Source organism: Pilosibacter fragilis (assembly GCF_032490495.1).
Classification (GTDB): domain Bacteria; phylum Bacillota; class Clostridia; order Lachnospirales; family Lachnospiraceae; genus Pilosibacter; species Pilosibacter fragilis.
Genome location: NZ_JAVYJB010000008.1, coordinates 80,867 through 96,260 on the forward strand (window position 1 = coordinate 80,867; position 15,394 = coordinate 96,260).

Here is a 15,394-nt window from a genome sequence, read left to right on the forward strand (position 1 = left end):
ACATGGAAAACACGAAACCGAATAAGAAATTATACATTGTAGTGGAAGTCATACTGTTTGCAGTATATATCCTGATAGGTGTCCTGCTGTTCGTCACGGAAAAGCACTGTGCTGCAGACGCATTCATCTTCTGGATCGGACTTGTGATCGCAGCAGTCTGTGCAGTAGTGCTGGGAATCCATGAGAACAGAAGGATCTAAGAAGTAAAAAAGAAGAAGTAATTTTAAGAAAACCAAATGGCTGTGATGGCTGTTTGGTTTTCTTGCGCTAAAAAGACCGGAAAGGATCATCGGATATCCCGTGAACCGGTTCGTCCTGAGACAGATCCTTTGTAAGCGCTGAATAACCCACCGTCTTTCCATTCCAGCTAATTCATGCGACAATCATTCTAATCCAAGTGAGTTAAGACATTGGACAAGTTTGGTTCAAAGTGAAGTGTTGCTTGTCCAGTATACTCACACCATTGATGGTATCGATCATCTGCCAGTTCTTCTTACCGACACAGAATCCGCGGATTGCACGTTCTGATGCATTGTTGTCCATCGGAACATCTCCATCGGTCAGGAAAACCCGAAGCAGCACGGTAAAGGTACTGCTTCGGGTTTTTTACTGTTTGGCCTTATATGCTTCGCCCCATGCCCGCATGGAATCCAGAATGGGTTTCAGACTTTTTCCGAGTTCCGTCAGAGAATACTCCACTCTCGGCGGTACTTCGGCGTAGACCTTGCGGTTTACAAGTCCGCTTTCCTCCATTGTCCGGAGCTGGGCGGTCAAGACCTTCTGAGACACATTGCCTACGGACTTTTTCAGTTCGCCGAACCGCTTTGTTCCCGGCATCAGGTCACGCAGGATCAGCACCTTCCACTTATCCCCGATGAGGGTCAGCGTAGTCTCCACAGGACATGCAGGGAGTTCTTTTTTTGCGCTTGTTTCGTTCATTAAAAAAATCTCCATAAAATTTTTCAAGTGCCAAATTGCCGGAAAACCCAGTAATGGCGCAATCGTTTCTTCTTGGTAACTACATATTAGTTTCTATTTGGTAACTACAGCACAATAATGTGCTTACTTCACGAATTGGAGCTACGGTATTATTATAATGCCAGAGGCAAACGAAAGCAAGCCCAATTACCAAGGAGGTTACTCAAAATGAAAAAATTTCTTTCTCTCACGCTGGCTCTTGCCATGCTCGGCACGGCCCTCACCGGCTGTGGATCCAAGGACGCCGCATCCCAAACATCCGCTGAAAGCACCCAGCAGACGGCGCCTGTCCGGCAGGAACAGAGCCAGGCTGAAAAGGCACTGGCGCTCATCAACACCTTTGCCACGAGCGATACAGACACTGCCCGCAGCCTGCTATCTGATGGCTACATCCAGCACAATCTGGCATACGGCACCGGTGCCGGTGAGCAGGTCGCCTTTGACATCTTTCGCTTTGACGAGAATGGCAGGATCGCCGAGCACTGGGACGTGATGGAGACCATCGCAGAACAGTCCACCTGGCAGAATCAGAACGGCAAGTTCTGATCGTTACCCGGAGGTAACCATACCACAATATTGTGCGTACTTCACAAGCCGTACAAATCGCATTACAATCAAAACATCAAGAGAAAACAACAAATTTTTGGAGGTATTTATCATGAATAAAGTCGTAGAATTTCTGAATGCCAACCCTGTACAGTATCTGGCTACCGTTGGTCGTGACGGTAAGGCAAAGTGCCGCCCGTTTATGTTCGCCGGCGAACTGGACGGCAAGCTGTGGTTCTGCACCAACAACACTAAGGACGTCTACAAGGATATGCAGGCAAACCCGGAGATCGAGATTTCCGTTTCAAGCCCGGAGTATGCATGGATCCGCCTGCACGGCAAGGCTGTGTTTGAGAACAACATGGCTGCCAAGGAAATGTGCATCCAGAACCCCATCGTGAAAGGTCAGTACGGCGAGGCTGCCAACCCCATCTTTGAGGTGTTCTATCTGGAAAATGCCCACGGCGTTATCGCGGACTTCTCCGGAAACCCTCCCTACGAGTTCTAAGGAAATAAGACAGAATATTGCGATCTTTGAGGCGGGGTGCAACTCCCCACCGGCGGTAAAGTCCGCAAACCGAAAGGCATGATACGGCGAGATTCCGTAACCGACGGCATAGTCCGGATGAAAGAAGATAGAAGAATGCCCGATGGTCTATCACAGCCATCGGGCATTACACGATTCCGGCAATACCCGCAGTGCATTAGAGGTGTTCTGCCTGTATGAAGCGGATGGCGAGTATTTTGACATCAGCGATCCGGAACACATCGTCCGGGACAGCTTCACCATTGGAAAAGAAGCACAGGAAGCGCCGGGCTACTATGTGGGGGAAGGCTGGATCGGCTGCAAGCTGTGCTATTCCGTCTGTCCCCAGAAGTATATCGACATCACAAAGAAGCCGGTAGTTATCGACCAACACCATTGCTTGCATTGCGGGCAATGTGCGAAAATTTGCCCCAAACAGGTTATCGAAAAGAGGGTTTGACTATGAACCAGAGTGAAAAAAGACAGTTTCTCATCCAGGCACTTTTGAAAGAACGCCCGGAATATCGGGATATGAGGATTCCAACAGAGCCGGAGAGCCAGCGCCAGCTTTTGCGGGGACTGATGAATATTCGTGCGCCACGGCGTATGGGTGCGGAGTTTCTGAAAACTCAGGACGAATATCTGCAAGCTGAAACCGCCGCAAAGGGCATTACCGATATTGACGACCTGATGCCTGTTCAGCCGGGGCTGTATTTCTGGCAGGGGGATATTACAACGCTTCGGTGTGATGCCATCGTCAATGCGGCAAACTCCGGCATGACCGGCTGCTATATCCCGAACCACCGCTGCATCGACAACGCCATTCATACCTATGCGGGCGTGGAGCTGCGGCTTGCCTGTGCGGAGCTGATGGGGCAGCAGGGCTATCCCGAGCCCACCGGACAGGCAAAGATCACCCCTGCATTTAATCTGCCCTGCAAATATGTCCTGCACACGGTTGGGCCGATCATTGAAGGGGGTGTGACACGGCGTGACCGGGAGCTGTTGGCCTCCTGCTACCGCTCCTGCTTGGAGCTGGCGGCGGAAAGTAGTCTGGAAAGTGTGGCGTTCTGCTGTATTTCTACAGGAGAGTTTCATTTTCCCAACGAGCAGGCGGCGCAAATCGCCGTGGAAACCGTGAAACAGTTTATGAATAGAAATACCGATGTAAAGAAGGTGATCTTCAATGTTTTCAAGGATTTGGACAAAGCCATATACGAAAAGCTGCTCAGAGCAGATTGAGCGATTGAAAGCTGCATTGCAGGACTGTGACGCCGTGGTGATCGGTGCCGGAGCCGGTCTTTCCACCTCAGCCGGATTTGTTTACACCGGCGAACGGTTTGAAAAATACTTTTCCGACTTTGCGGCAAAGTACGGCATCAAGGATATGTATTCCGGCGGCTTTTATCCCTTTGCCATGCCGGAGGAGCATTGGAGCTATTGGAGCCGATACATCTATATCAACCGCTATATGGATGCCCCCAAACCGGTCTACGATGACCTTTTGAAGCTGGTGTCTGACAAGGATTATTTCGTTATCACGACCAACGTGGATCACTGTTTTCAGAAAGCAGGCTTTGATAAAAAGCGGCTGTTTTACACGCAGGGCGATTACGGCCTGTTCCAGTGCAGTGAGCCGTGCTGTCAGGAAACCTTTGATAACGAAGCCGCGATTCGTGAAATGGTCAAGCGGCAGCAGAATATGAAAGTACCGACAGAACTTTTACCCGTCTGCCCTCACTGCGGCAAGCCCATGACCATGAATCTCCGCTGCGATGATACCTTTGTGGAGGACGAAGGCTGGCACAAGGCAGCGGAGCGGTACGAAAATTTTCTCCGCACTCGAAGTGAGCAGAAAATTCTCTTTCTGGAGCTGGGTGTCGGCTACAACACCCCAACCATAGTGAAGTACAGTTTCTGGCGCATGGCTCATGACTGGAAAGATGCCACTTATGCCTGTCTCAATTATGGAGAGGCGTATGCGCCTGACGAAATCAGAAAGAAGTCCATTTGTATCAATGGAGATATTGGAGAAATCCTGTCTCAGATTTAAGAAAAGTCAATATTGTTCTTAACGTGGGCGTTTCACTTTAACCAGTGGATGCCCTTTTTTCATACCCATTTTCAAAGGAAAGGAGGTCTTGTAATGGCTGCATTCAGAGTTGAAAAAACGAAAGACTTTACCTCATGTGCAACCATCACCTGCGGAATATGCATCCTATGCTATATCGCGCTCTCCGAATAAACATCAAGATTTTGAAAATAATAAAGTGAAAATTCCGATGTTTGTATTGAAAGCATGTCACGAATAGTATATAATATTCGTGACATCATGAAAGGAGGGCACAGCTGTGGACAATGGATATATGCAGGAAATACGAGCGCGAATTCTTGCTGCTGAGGATGGTGCAGTTTTTGTTGCTCCTGATTTTGCAGATATTGCGGACACCGCAACAATTCGCCAAGGATTGAAGCGGCTTTACCAATCTGGCATTATCCGCAGAATTATCAGAGGCATTTACGAAAAGCCAAAGTACAGCAAACTGCTTGATGAATATGTAGCGGCCGACCCGGATGCAGTTGCCAAAGCATTGGCACGGTGTTACCACTGGACCATTGCCCCATGTGGAAATACGGCCCTGAACCTGTTGGGTCTCTCTACACAGGTAACAGCGGTCTGGTCCTACATCAGCGACGGTCCGTATAAGACCTATGAGTGGAATTCCACCAAGCTGGAATTTAAGCATAGGACCAACAAGGAAATCACGGGTCTGTCTTACATGACGAGTTTGGTGATCCAGGCGCTGAAAACTCTGGGAAGGACCAACGTGACGCCGGAGATCATACAGACGCTTTCTGAAAAGCTGTCCGAGGCTGAAAAGCAAGCCTGTCTGAAAGAGGCAACGGAATCCACGGATTGGGTTTATGATACGATACGAAAAATGTGTGGAGGTGACACACAATGAGGAATGTAGCACGATTGCCGGAAAGCGACCGGCGCGAACTGTTCCGAAATACAGCCGATAAGATGGGTTTGAATGATGCCATCGTAGAGAAAGATTTTTGGGTATGCTTTACGCTGGATTATCTGTTCCACCGCTGCCCGTGGAAAGAGACTATTACCTTCAAAGGCGGCACCAGTCTTTCCAAGGCATTCAATCTGATCAGCCGCTTTTCCGAAGATATTGATCTGATTCTGGATTGGCGGGTGCTGGGATACGGTAAGGACGAGCCATGGGAAAAACGTTCCAACACCAAACAGGATACGTTCAACAAAGAAGCCAATGCTCGGGCAGAGGTTTTTCTTGCGGAGCAGTTTTGTCCCACCATTCAGGCAGAACTTTCTCAGGAGCTTGGCTGTGAGGCGAATATTTACATAGACGAAAAGGACAAACAGACAGTTACCTTTGCCTATCCGCACCTGTTTACAAATCCCGCTACCTTGCAGGTTATTCGTTTGGAGATCGGTGCGCTGGCCGCTTGGACGCCCGCAAAAATCGCTCGGATCGAGCCCTATGCCGCAATCTATTATCCGAAAGTCTTTGCACAAAAGGATACGGCTATTCTGACCGTTGCGCCGGAGCGGACTTTCTGGGAGAAGGCAACGATTCTGCACCATGAAGCCAACAGACCCGAGAGTTCGGAAATGCCGCAGCGTTATTCCCGGCACTACTATGATCTGTACCGTATGTCCATGACACCTGTGAAAGAAGCTGCCTTTGCCCGGGTGGAATTGCTAAAGACAGTGGTGGACTTCAAGATGAAGTTTTATCCGAGAGCCTGGGCAAAGTATCAGGAAGCTATTCCCGGCACCTTGAAGCTTGTTCCCCCGGAGTATCGCTTTGCAGCATTGGCCGCAGATTACGAAGCAATGAAGGATATGCTCTATGGTGATGTGCCGACCTTTGAGACTGTCATGAGCGCAGTCAGCGAATTAGAAAAAGAAATCAACGCACTGTAACAACCTAATATTATAAAGCCACCGGCTAAGCCGATGGTCTTGACTCGTGAGCCCGGCAGGTAGAAGAAACGTTGTCACTGATAAGGATTTGACCAGAGACGGTAAAAGGAAGTATAATTGGACTGAGAGAAAACAACAGGAGTGACAATATGGTAAAAAATCAAGTACATTCATCTCAGTCAGGAACCTTTGACATCAGTGCGGCAATGCTTCATATCATCGCCATGACATTTATGCTGATGGATCATCTCTGGGCTACGCTCCTTCCGGCTCAGGACTGGCTGACCTGCGTAGGAAGGCTCGCGTTTCCCATCTTTGCATTTATGGCAGTGGAAGGATATTTTCACACGCACAGCTTTAAAAAGTACATTCTCCGGCTGCTGCTGTTTGCAGTGCTGTCGGAGATACCCTTTGATCTGATGTATGGCGGAATCTGGTTTTATCCGTTTCATCAGAATGTGATCTGGACGCTGTTGATAGGACTCTCCGGAATCCATTTGATGGAAAAAGTCCGAAAAAAACAAAAGCCGTGGATCTTACTGCCGACGGCGGTTCTGGTCGTGCTGGTTGGAAGTGCACTTGGGACGGTAGGAATGGCAGATTACTATGGTGCCGGTGTATTGACACTGTTTATTTTTTACTTTTTCCGGGGAAGAAAATGGTGGTGTTTTTCCGGACAGCTTCTGGCGCTTTATTGGGTCAACGTAGAGCTGCTGGGAGGTCTGATGTACCCCATCCGGCTTTTTGGGATGGACTTTGAACTCTGCCAGCAGGGACTTGCATTGCTTTCACTGCTTCTGATCTGGTTGTATCGTGGACGGCAGGGCTGCCATACGAAAGTCTTCCAGTATAGCTGTTATGCGTTTTATCCGGTCCATATGCTGATTCTTGCATTGGTGCTGAATTATGTAAATCGATAATGATAAGAACTGCGGCTGCAGGGAATACGACCCTGCAGCCATTTGAAATCTTGTGGCACATATAAAAAAGAGCGGTAGGATCGTTTCCTTTATTTTAAATATTCATCCATCCAGTTAATGATCTCCGTCATCCGGTCGATCCTGTTCTCCGGCTTTCCGCCTCTGGACAGCTCATGGTTTTCTCCATGGAACAGGCAAAGCTTCGACGGGCAGCCGTTCCGCTTGATGGCGCTGAACATGGCGAGTCCTTCTGCCATATAGCAGCGGTAGTCCTCATCAGAGTGGATAAAGAGTGTCGGTGTCTTGCAGTTCGGCGCAAACTGGAGCGGAGACTGCTTCCAGAGAAGCTCCACATCGGTCCTCGTGTTGGTTCCCTGGTTGTTTAAGATGAAGGTGTGTCCGATATCGGAGTTGTGCTCAAAGGATACCCAGTTAGAGATGGAACGCTGGGAAGCGGCGGCATGGAAACGGTCTGTGTGTCCGATGATCCAGTTTGTCATGAATCCGCCGTAGGAGCCGCCTGCGACACCGAGATGTTCCGGATCGATCATCGGGTACCGCCTCAGAACTTCATCCGTGAAATCCATCAGGTTCTGATAGTCCACAGTTCCGTAGATTCCGTTGATATTTCCAAAATCCGTGCCCCGTCCGTCAGATCCTCTCGGATTGCAGAAGAACACGAAATATCCGCGGTTTGCCCACATCTGCATCTCATGATAGTAGACGTCTGAATAAACGGTTCTCGGACCGCCGTGGATAGTTAAGATGCCGGGATAGGACTTTCCTTCCTCGAAACCTGCTGGTTTTAAGACCCATCCGTGGATCTCGTAGCCGTCGCTGGCGGTGAAAGAGAACGCCTCCGGTGTCTGTACATCATATTCGTCGGTGAGCCAGTCATTCATGTGGGTCACCTGCTCGCCGTCTACAAAGAGTTCCGCAATGTGGAGTCCATGGAATTCCATGGAGGCGATGTGTCCGCCCGCAACATCGAAGCTGTCGCAGGAGCTTCCTGCCGTCAGCGGCCCGGAGACGGTGCCGCCCCGGGAGATCTTATAGAGATGGGAAAAATCTCCCACGGTGGAAATATAGTAAAATTCCCCGCCCACAGCCTTAAATGTCTGTCCTGCGCCGAATCTGGAATCGGAGCCCACGGAGGAGCCGCCGATGGAAGATTCATAAGGATGGATCAGCTTCATGGATCCGTCCGCGAGATCCATATGGTAGAAGTCACAGTATTTCGTCGTATCCTTATAGGAGTCATCCGTTGCCGCAATGAGTGCAGTCTTTTCGTCTAAGAGGGAGACAACTCCGGTGCGCATGGAATCCGGCGCGATCAAGGTTTTTGTCTCTCCGGTGGAGAGGTTATAAAGATAAACGCCCGGACGAATCCCCATGACACTCTGTTTCCACGGATATGCCTTGTAGAGCAGGAGGTTTCCAAGGACAGAATACTGGGAGCAGTCAGTCCATTCGTCCGCCACGTAAGTGAGTTTACCGGATCCCATATCATAGATGGCGTAACGGTTCCTCTTCGCGTTCGTGTATCCCTGACCATTGCCCCAGAACGGAAGCTCGTCGAAGACCTCGTAAGATTTCTTTCTCGTATCTCTGTAATTATCATGACGGATCGTCAGAAGGTAACGTCCATCCGGGAGAAGGCGGATCCCTGTGACAGTAGCCGGAATGGACGTGATGCACTGGGCCTCTCCGCCGGACGGAGAGATCTCATAGAGGAAAGAAGTTCCGTTCTCCTTTTCTTTTTTTAAGGCGGCAGTCCGGGCTGCGGTAAAGATCAGGGTATTCTCCGCGGTCCAGCTCCAGGTCTTCGCGTCACCGCTGCAGGTGACACGGGAGACAGTCTTCTTCCCGAGATCATACAGGTACAGGTCAGACAGATAGCCATTGGTCTCCCGGTCCGGTACGGATACCGTGAAGGCGATCTTCGTTCCATCGGGTGAGAAATGTGGGTTGCTCAAAAAACGGAACTTCAGGAATGTGTCGATCTCAATCTTCTTCATCGTCATGTCCTCCATAATTAGTATTTTGTAACAGGAAATCCGAGGAATTCCCTATTATACAAACAGGCACTAATGTGCCAATGATGCGCACTTGCGCAAAAATGCAGGTCAGATGCATCCATCCACAGAATCTGCCGGGCTGACCCCGGAAGATCATAGGCCGGAAGGCACTGGATCGCTATGAAATGAGTATAAATACTCAGAGTGGAATGTGTCAAGGAAAAGTGGAGCAGGGGTATCCGGAAAAAGCGCTTGCCATATCAGAAAAATGATGTTAGAATATTTTAGACTATGTATAATGCGCACGAAAAGATCCTTGGGACTGGTGCACGAGAGATAAAAAAGAGCGAGATGCGAAGAGAAAGGAAGCTGAACCGATGTCAGGACATAATAAATTTTCCAACATCAAACATAAGAAAGAGAAAAATGACGCAGCAAAGGGTAAGATCTTTACCGTAATCGGAAGAGAGATTGCTGTCGCAGTTAAAGAGGGCGGCGCTGATCCGGCTAACAACAGCAAGCTGCGTGATGTGATTGCAAAAGCGAAAGCAAACAACATGCCGAACGATACCATCGACCGCGGTATCAAGAAAGCAGCCGGTGACTTAAACTCCGTAAACTACGAAAACTTAACATATGAGGGATACGGTCCGAGCGGTGTTGCGATCATCGTTGACACACTGACTGACAACAAGAACCGTACCGCAGCAAACGTAAGAAGCGCCTTCACAAAGGGCGGCGGAAACGTAGGCGCACAGGGAAGCGTTTCCTTCATGTTCGACCGCAAGGGCCAGATCGTGATCGACAAAGAAGAGTGTGATATGGATGCCGACGAACTCATGATGGCTGCACTCGATGCAGGCGCTGAGGATTTCTCCGAGGAGGAGGACAGCTACGAGGTTATCACAGATCCGGACAACTTCAGTGCAGTCCGCGAGGCTCTCGAGAAAGCCGGAATCCCGATGGTAGAGGCTGATATTACTATGATCCCGCAGAACTGGGTAGAACTTACTGACGAGGAAGCGATCAAGAAGATGCAGAGAATCCTTGATCTCCTTGACGAGGATGATGACGTACAGGCTGTATACCACAACTGGGATGAATAAAAAATCGTGATTGTGTATGTTGTGATCCCCTTTCACCAGAATTGTACTGATGAGAGGGGATTTCTTCATGTAACAGGAAAATCGGAGAGCGTGGAACTCTCCGGAGACAGGAGGGAGGAGTCCGTTATGACGGATATGAAGAAAAATATAAAAAGGACAGCAGTGCTTTCTGTGGTGCTGGTCCTGATGTTCGCGATAACCGTATTTGGCGCGGAGCAGACAGAAGAGTATGTGCCGGCGGTCTATGCGACGTTCTGGGCGCTCGTTCCGCCGGTCGTGGCGATCGGGCTGGCACTTATCACAAAAGAGGTGTACAGTTCCCTGTTCATCGGTGTTCTTATGGGTGGAATCCTGTATTCCGGTTTCAGCTTTGAGGGAACGATCACCCATATTTTTGAGGACGGAATGATAAACGTTCTCTCTGACAGCTACAATGTGGGAATCCTGATCTTCCTTGTGATCCTTGGCACGATGGTGTGCCTGATGAACCGGGCCGGCGGGTCGGCAGCATTCGGCCAGTTTGCGGCGGATCATATTAAGGGACGCGTGGGTGCGGAGCTTGCGACGATCCTGCTGGGCTGTCTGATCTTTATCGATGATTATTTTAACTGCCTGACCGTGGGAAGCGTGATGCGCCCTGTGACAGACAAATTTAAAGTCTCAAGAGCAAAGCTCGCGTACCTGATTGACGCGACGGCAGCTCCGATCTGCATTATCGCACCGATCTCTTCCTGGGCGGCCGCGGTTACCGGATTTGTTGAGGGCGAGGACGGATTTTCTATCTTCGTGCGGGCGATCCCATACAACTTTTACGCGATCTTGACGATCGTGATGATGATCGGAATGGTACTTTTACGGACAGAATTCGGTTCTATGAAATTTCATGAGAAGAATGCGCTCAAGGGGGACCTTTATACCACGCCGGGACGTCCGTATGACACGGAGAAACAGCCGGAGGTCTCTGTCAGGGGAACCGTTCTGGATCTTCTGATCCCGATCATATCCCTGATCATTTGCTGCATGGTCGGCATGCTCTATACGGGGGGATTTTTCTCAGGAGAGGATTTTGTGACAGCCTTCTCCCAGAGTGACGCGTCCCTGGGACTTACGATGGGAAGCTTTTTCGGACTTTTGATCACCATCGGTCTTTATCAGGTGCGCCGGGTCCTGAAATTCTCTGAGTGCATGGCCTGCATTCCGGAAGGTTTTAAGTCCATGGTCCCGGCGATCATGATCCTGTCCTTCGCGTGGACACTGAAGGCGATGACGGACAGCCTCGGCGCAGATGTCTATGTGGCGACTGTGGTTGCGTCCAGCGCCCGTTCCTTCTTAAATTTCCTTCCGGCGATCATCTTCGTTGTGGGCTGCTTCCTGGCTTTTGCGACGGGAACATCCTGGGGAACCTTCGGGATCCTGATCCCGATCGTTGTTGCTGTGTTTGAAAACAGCAACCCGGATCTTATGATCATCTCCATCTCTGCCTGCATGGCAGGAGCTGTCTGCGGTGACCACTGTTCTCCAATCTCCGACACGACGATCATGGCATCCGCCGGAGCCCAGTGTGAACATGTAAACCATGTGACGACCCAGCTTCCGTATGCGGTCACGGCGGCGGTTGTGTCCTTCGTCTCCTACATTATCGCGGGCTTCGTACAGTCCGCATGGATTGCCCTGCCGATCGCCATTGCGCTTATGGTGGCCACAATGTTTGTGATCCGCGCGGTGAATGGAGTGCTGAAGGAAGAAGCGTGAGTTCCATACGGTCACTGAACGTGCCGGATGGCTCCGGTTTTGAAAGGACCTGCGGAATCTGCGGGTCCTTTTCCTTTTCTGTATGTTTCTGACGATATTTTCCGGTTGCTTTTTTTCCGGTTTCTGGTATAATAATTTCTGTTCCCGGGGTATGGCGTAGCTTGGTAGCGCGCTCGGCTGGGGGCCGAGAGGTCGCAGGTTCAAATCCTGTTGCCCCGATTTTTGATGAGCAGGAGCTGGAATGAACCAGCCCCTGCTTTTGCTTTACCGGTACAGCCAAAAGTTGCAAACAGAAACGGGAATTGCTATAATGAGAACAGTATAATGCCCTGCGGTCCCAATCCGTCGGGGACGAGAAACGGAAAGGTCAGATCATATATGAAACCAATCATTCTTTTATACCATCTGCCGGAAGGCGAGAGACTTGCGAAGATCAAGAGGGCGCTGTTCCCGCTTGGAATGAAGCTGCGGGCTGTGAAAAAGGAAGAGTATCTGGAACCGGTGGGATATCTTGCCGGGGTGAAGGAACTCGTGCCCTGTGGGAAGGTCTATACAGGAGATGACTTTGAAAAAGAGATGATGGTGATGGCGGGACTCACCTCAAAGCAGGTGGACACGGTGATCCTTGCGCTGAGAAAGACGGGGGCCGGACGGATCGACTACAAGGCAGTCCTTACGCCGACGAACCAGAGCTGGAACGCATTGACATTATACGGGGAGCTTGCGAAGGAACACGCGAAAATGAACCGGTAGATCACCGGAATCCGGAAAGGCTGACGATGAACCTGACTGTTTGACAGTCCATAAAATGGAATGGAGGGATCGGTCCATGAGAGATGAGAAGAAACAGCAAAAAGAAGCTCTGAAGGAAGAAATGCTGAGACTCGGGAACCTTCAGCGGGAATGCAAAGAGGAAAAGATTCCTGTCTATATTACCTTTGACGGTTACGACGGTGCCGGAAAGGGCGTGCAGATCGGCCGGCTCATGCAGGCACTGGATCCGAGAGGCTTTGACGTTTACACCGGAGATAAGGATACCGAGGAGGAAGCGCTCCGTCCGTTCCTCTGGCGGTTTGCGGTCCATGCCCCGGCGGATGGGCGGATCACGATCTATGACACAAGCTGGTACCGGAGGGTTCAGGCGGACCGGTTCGAGGGAAAGCTGAATGAAAAGAAAGCAGATGCCGCGTTTGAGGATATCTGCGCGTTTGAGAGATGCCTGGTGGACGGCGGAACCGTTCTCATCAAATTTTTTCTGGATATTTCAGAGAAGGAACAGGAAAAGCGGTTTAAAAAACTTCTGGAATCAAAGGATACCGCATGGCGCGTCACAGAGAAAGAACTTGCGAGAAATGCCCATTACGGAAAATATAAGAAGCTCAGCGATGAGATGATCAGGAGAACGGATATGCCTTATGCTCCCTGGTACGTGATCGACGCGAAGGAAAAGAGCGGGACGGCGCTGGTGGTCATAAAGACGGTGGCAGATGTTCTGGAAAAGGCGCTTGAGAAAAAACGGGCGGGAAAAGAGGCGGAGATCTTTGAGAAACCGGTTCCGCCTGACAGATATGAAAAAGGGATCCTTGCAAAAGCGGACCTGACAAAGCGCCTTGAGGAGGCGGAATACCGGAAAAAACTGGACAAGCTCCAGAAACGGCTGGAAGTGCTCCACGGAGAACTCTACCGTCTGCGGATCCCGGTGATCCTTGGCTTTGAGGGCTGGGATGCCGCCGGAAAGGGAGGAGCGATCAAACGTCTGACGAGCCATCTTGATCCCCGCGGATATAAGGTCTGCCCGACAGCATCCCCGAACGATGTGGAAAAATCCCATCACTATCTCTGGCGCTTCTGGAATCATGTTCCGAAGGCAGGACACATCGCGATCTTTGACCGCACCTGGTACGGAAGAGTCATGGTGGAGCGGATCGAGGGCTTCTGTTCCGAGGAGGACTGGCACCATGCATATCGGGAGATCAACGAGATGGAAGCACATTTTGTGCACTCCGGGGCTCTTGTCTTAAAATTCTGGCTCCAGATCGACAAGGACGAGCAGGAGCGGCGGTTCAATGACCGGATGAAGAACCCGGAAAAACGGTGGAAGATCACGGACGAGGACTGGAGAAACAGGGAAAAGTGGGATGCTTACGTGCTTGCTGTAAATGAAATGCTGGAAAAGACCTCTACAAAGGATGCCCCCTGGATCGTTGTGGAAGGAAATTCCAAGTGGTATGCGCGGATCAAGGTCCTTGAAACTGTGGCGGATGCCATGGAAAAAAAGATAAAAGAAGTGGAAAAGAACAGAAAAAGATGAGCAAAGTAGTGATTATAGGCGGCGGGGCAGCGGGAATGGCTGCTGCCATCGGCGCCGCGGAGTGCGGACATGATGTCTCCGTTTATGAGAAAAATGAGAAGCTTGGAAAAAAGATCTATATCACGGGAAAAGGACGCTGCAATCTGACGAACGGCTGCGATACGGAGGACCTGTTCAGAAATATGGTCTCCAACGGAAAGTTCCTCTACAGTGCCATCTATGGATTCACAAACTTTGATATCGTGGATCTTGTGGAGGCAAACGGCTGCCCGGTGAAGGAAGAACGGGGAGCAAGAATGTTCCCGGTATCGGACCATGCTTCCGATGTGACGGGGGCCTTGGAGCGGAAGATGAAATCTCTTGGCGTAAAGATCTTCTTAAATGAACCGGTCAGGGATATCGTGATCAGGGACGAAAGGGCGGCAGGGATCATTCTGGAAAAATCTGGAAAGAGTGTGGATGCCGATGCAGTGGTGATCGCCACAGGCGGACTTTCCTATCCGTCAACAGGTTCCACGGGGGACGGGTACCGTTTTGCGAAAGAGGCGGGTCACACGGTGACACCTTTGTCACCGGCGCTTGTTCCGTTCGTGTGTGCAGAAGATGATGTAAAAGAACTTCAGGGACTCTCCTTGAGAAACATCGAGGTGACTGTCTGGAACGGAAAGAAAGTGCTCTGGAAAGAGTTCGGCGAGATGCTGTTTACGCATTTTGGCGTCAGTGGACCTGTCGTTTTGAGTGCCAGCAGCTATGCGGCGAAGATCATCAAAAAAACACCGCTCAGAATGGATATCGACCTGAAACCGGCACTCTCAAAAGAGCAGCTGGATGCGAGAATCCTGCGGGATTTCGATGAGGCGAAAAATAAGCAGTTTAAGAACTCCTTAAATCACCTCTTCCCGGCAAAGCTGATCCCGGTGATGATAAAGAGGAGCGGCATCGATCCGGAAAAACAGGTCAATGAGGTGACTGCGGAGGAGAGAAAACGTCTGGTGGATCTCACAAAAGTGTTTTCCGTGACGCTCACAGGACTCCGCGGGTACAATGAGGCAATCGTGACGCAGGGCGGAGTGAATGTGAAGGAAGTGAATCCATCCACTATGGAATCGAAGAAGCTGCAGGGCCTCTATTTTGCGGGCGAGGTTCTGGATCTGGACGGTGTGACCGGCGGATTTAACCTGCAGATCGCCTGGTCGACCGGAATGCTGGCAGGCAGAAGCGTATAGAGCACCGGACCTGAGAAGCAGCTTTGAACCCGTATGGCTGTAAAGATATG

At 50.4% G+C, this 15,394-nt stretch carries 16 protein-coding genes, 1 tRNA gene, 1 pseudogene and 1 riboswitch; of the genes and pseudogenes, 15 read left to right on the top strand and 3 right to left on the bottom strand.

What is annotated here, in order from left to right; genetic code table 11:
- Window positions 1-2 precede the first annotated feature (2 nt).
- Entirely contained in the window at window positions 3-200 is a 198-nt protein-coding gene (locus ABCW45_RS09445) for a hypothetical protein (RefSeq protein WP_117485702.1), read from the top strand.
- A gap of 259 nt (window positions 201-459) precedes the next feature.
- Here the strand turns inward: ABCW45_RS09445 and ABCW45_RS09450 are convergent.
- Together ABCW45_RS09450 and ABCW45_RS09455 are read right to left on the bottom strand one after the other, a co-directional pair.
- Window positions 460-576: pseudogene (locus ABCW45_RS09450) on the bottom strand (IS66 family transposase); the annotation flags it as partial.
- Window positions 577-606: 30 nt separating this feature from the next.
- Window positions 607-939 carry a winged helix-turn-helix transcriptional regulator gene (locus ABCW45_RS09455; RefSeq protein ID WP_117469890.1) on the bottom strand — a complete coding sequence of 111 codons (333 nt, stop codon included), beginning with the start codon at window positions 937-939 and terminating at the stop codon, window positions 607-609.
- Between the two features lie 207 nt (window positions 940-1,146).
- Between ABCW45_RS09455 and ABCW45_RS09460 the strand changes: the two genes are divergently transcribed.
- From ABCW45_RS09460 to ABCW45_RS09495, 8 genes are all read left to right on the top strand, one after another.
- Window positions 1,147-1,524 carry a hypothetical protein gene (locus tag ABCW45_RS09460; protein ID WP_343220715.1) on the top strand — a complete coding sequence of 126 codons (378 nt, stop codon included), beginning with the start codon at window positions 1,147-1,149 and terminating at the stop codon, window positions 1,522-1,524.
- Window positions 1,525-1,636: 112 nt separating this feature from the next.
- Window positions 1,637-2,032, top strand: a complete 396-nt coding sequence (locus ABCW45_RS09465; protein WP_343220716.1) for a pyridoxamine 5'-phosphate oxidase family protein — start codon at window positions 1,637-1,639, stop codon at window positions 2,030-2,032.
- Between the two features lie 18 nt (window positions 2,033-2,050).
- Window positions 2,051-2,165: riboswitch (FMN riboswitch) on the top strand.
- A gap of 9 nt (window positions 2,166-2,174) precedes the next feature.
- Window positions 2,175-2,510, top strand: a complete 336-nt coding sequence (locus ABCW45_RS09470) for a ferredoxin family protein (RefSeq protein ID WP_343220717.1) — start codon at window positions 2,175-2,177, stop codon at window positions 2,508-2,510.
- A 2-nt stretch (window positions 2,511-2,512) separates the two neighbouring features.
- Complete coding sequence (locus ABCW45_RS09475) at window positions 2,513-3,292, top strand: protein-ADP-ribose hydrolase (protein WP_343220718.1); 780 nt, start codon at window positions 2,513-2,515, stop codon at window positions 3,290-3,292.
- On the top strand, window positions 3,237-4,103 hold the full coding sequence (locus ABCW45_RS09480; protein WP_343220719.1) for an SIR2 family NAD-dependent protein deacylase: 867 nt from the start codon (window positions 3,237-3,239) through the stop codon (window positions 4,101-4,103). Before ABCW45_RS09475 ends, ABCW45_RS09480 begins: the two co-directional genes overlap by 56 nt.
- A gap of 298 nt (window positions 4,104-4,401) precedes the next feature.
- A complete protein-coding gene (locus ABCW45_RS09485) occupies window positions 4,402-5,016 on the top strand; it encodes a DUF6088 family protein (RefSeq protein WP_117469886.1) in 615 nt (204 codons plus the stop codon).
- Window positions 5,013-6,011 (top strand): nucleotidyl transferase AbiEii/AbiGii toxin family protein, encoded by a 999-nt coding sequence (locus ABCW45_RS09490; protein ID WP_117469885.1) that lies wholly within the window; start codon window positions 5,013-5,015, stop codon window positions 6,009-6,011. Before ABCW45_RS09485 ends, ABCW45_RS09490 begins: the two co-directional genes overlap by 4 nt.
- 149 nt (window positions 6,012-6,160) lie before the next feature.
- Window positions 6,161-6,931 carry a TraX family protein gene (locus ABCW45_RS09495; protein WP_343220720.1) on the top strand — a complete coding sequence of 257 codons (771 nt, stop codon included), beginning with the start codon at window positions 6,161-6,163 and terminating at the stop codon, window positions 6,929-6,931.
- 89 nt (window positions 6,932-7,020) lie between these two features.
- On the opposite strand, the gene ABCW45_RS09500 is transcribed toward ABCW45_RS09495, so the two are convergent.
- Complete coding sequence (locus ABCW45_RS09500; protein WP_343220721.1) at window positions 7,021-8,949, bottom strand: S9 family peptidase; 1,929 nt, start codon at window positions 8,947-8,949, stop codon at window positions 7,021-7,023.
- Window positions 8,950-9,326: 377 nt separating this feature from the next.
- On the opposite strand from ABCW45_RS09500, the gene ABCW45_RS09505 reads away from it, so the two are divergent.
- The 6 genes from ABCW45_RS09505 (at window position 9,327) to ABCW45_RS09530 (ending at window position 15,344) form a co-directional block, all read left to right on the top strand.
- Window positions 9,327-10,055, top strand: coding sequence for a YebC/PmpR family DNA-binding transcriptional regulator (locus tag ABCW45_RS09505; RefSeq protein WP_015554900.1), 729 nt, complete (start codon window positions 9,327-9,329; stop codon window positions 10,053-10,055).
- A gap of 126 nt (window positions 10,056-10,181) precedes the next feature.
- Window positions 10,182-11,807, top strand: a complete 1,626-nt coding sequence (locus tag ABCW45_RS09510) for a Na+/H+ antiporter NhaC family protein (RefSeq protein ID WP_425518600.1) — start codon at window positions 10,182-10,184, stop codon at window positions 11,805-11,807.
- Between the two features lie 145 nt (window positions 11,808-11,952).
- Window positions 11,953-12,026: transfer RNA gene (locus ABCW45_RS09515), tRNA-Pro, on the top strand.
- Between the two features lie 159 nt (window positions 12,027-12,185).
- Window positions 12,186-12,560: a DUF3783 domain-containing protein gene (locus ABCW45_RS09520; RefSeq protein ID WP_117469921.1), complete on the top strand. Its 375-nt coding sequence runs from the start codon at window positions 12,186-12,188 to the stop codon at window positions 12,558-12,560.
- A 76-nt stretch (window positions 12,561-12,636) separates the two neighbouring features.
- Window positions 12,637-14,118 carry a polyphosphate:AMP phosphotransferase gene (pap, locus tag ABCW45_RS09525; protein ID WP_117552210.1) on the top strand — a complete coding sequence of 494 codons (1,482 nt, stop codon included), beginning with the start codon at window positions 12,637-12,639 and terminating at the stop codon, window positions 14,116-14,118.
- The gene (locus tag ABCW45_RS09530; RefSeq protein ID WP_343220722.1) at window positions 14,115-15,344 is read left to right on the top strand and encodes a BaiN/RdsA family NAD(P)/FAD-dependent oxidoreductase; all 1,230 of its coding nucleotides are present in this window, start codon (window positions 14,115-14,117) and stop codon (window positions 15,342-15,344) included. The genes pap and ABCW45_RS09530 overlap by 4 nt, the downstream gene beginning before the upstream one ends.
- Window positions 15,345-15,394: the final 50 nt, after the last annotated feature.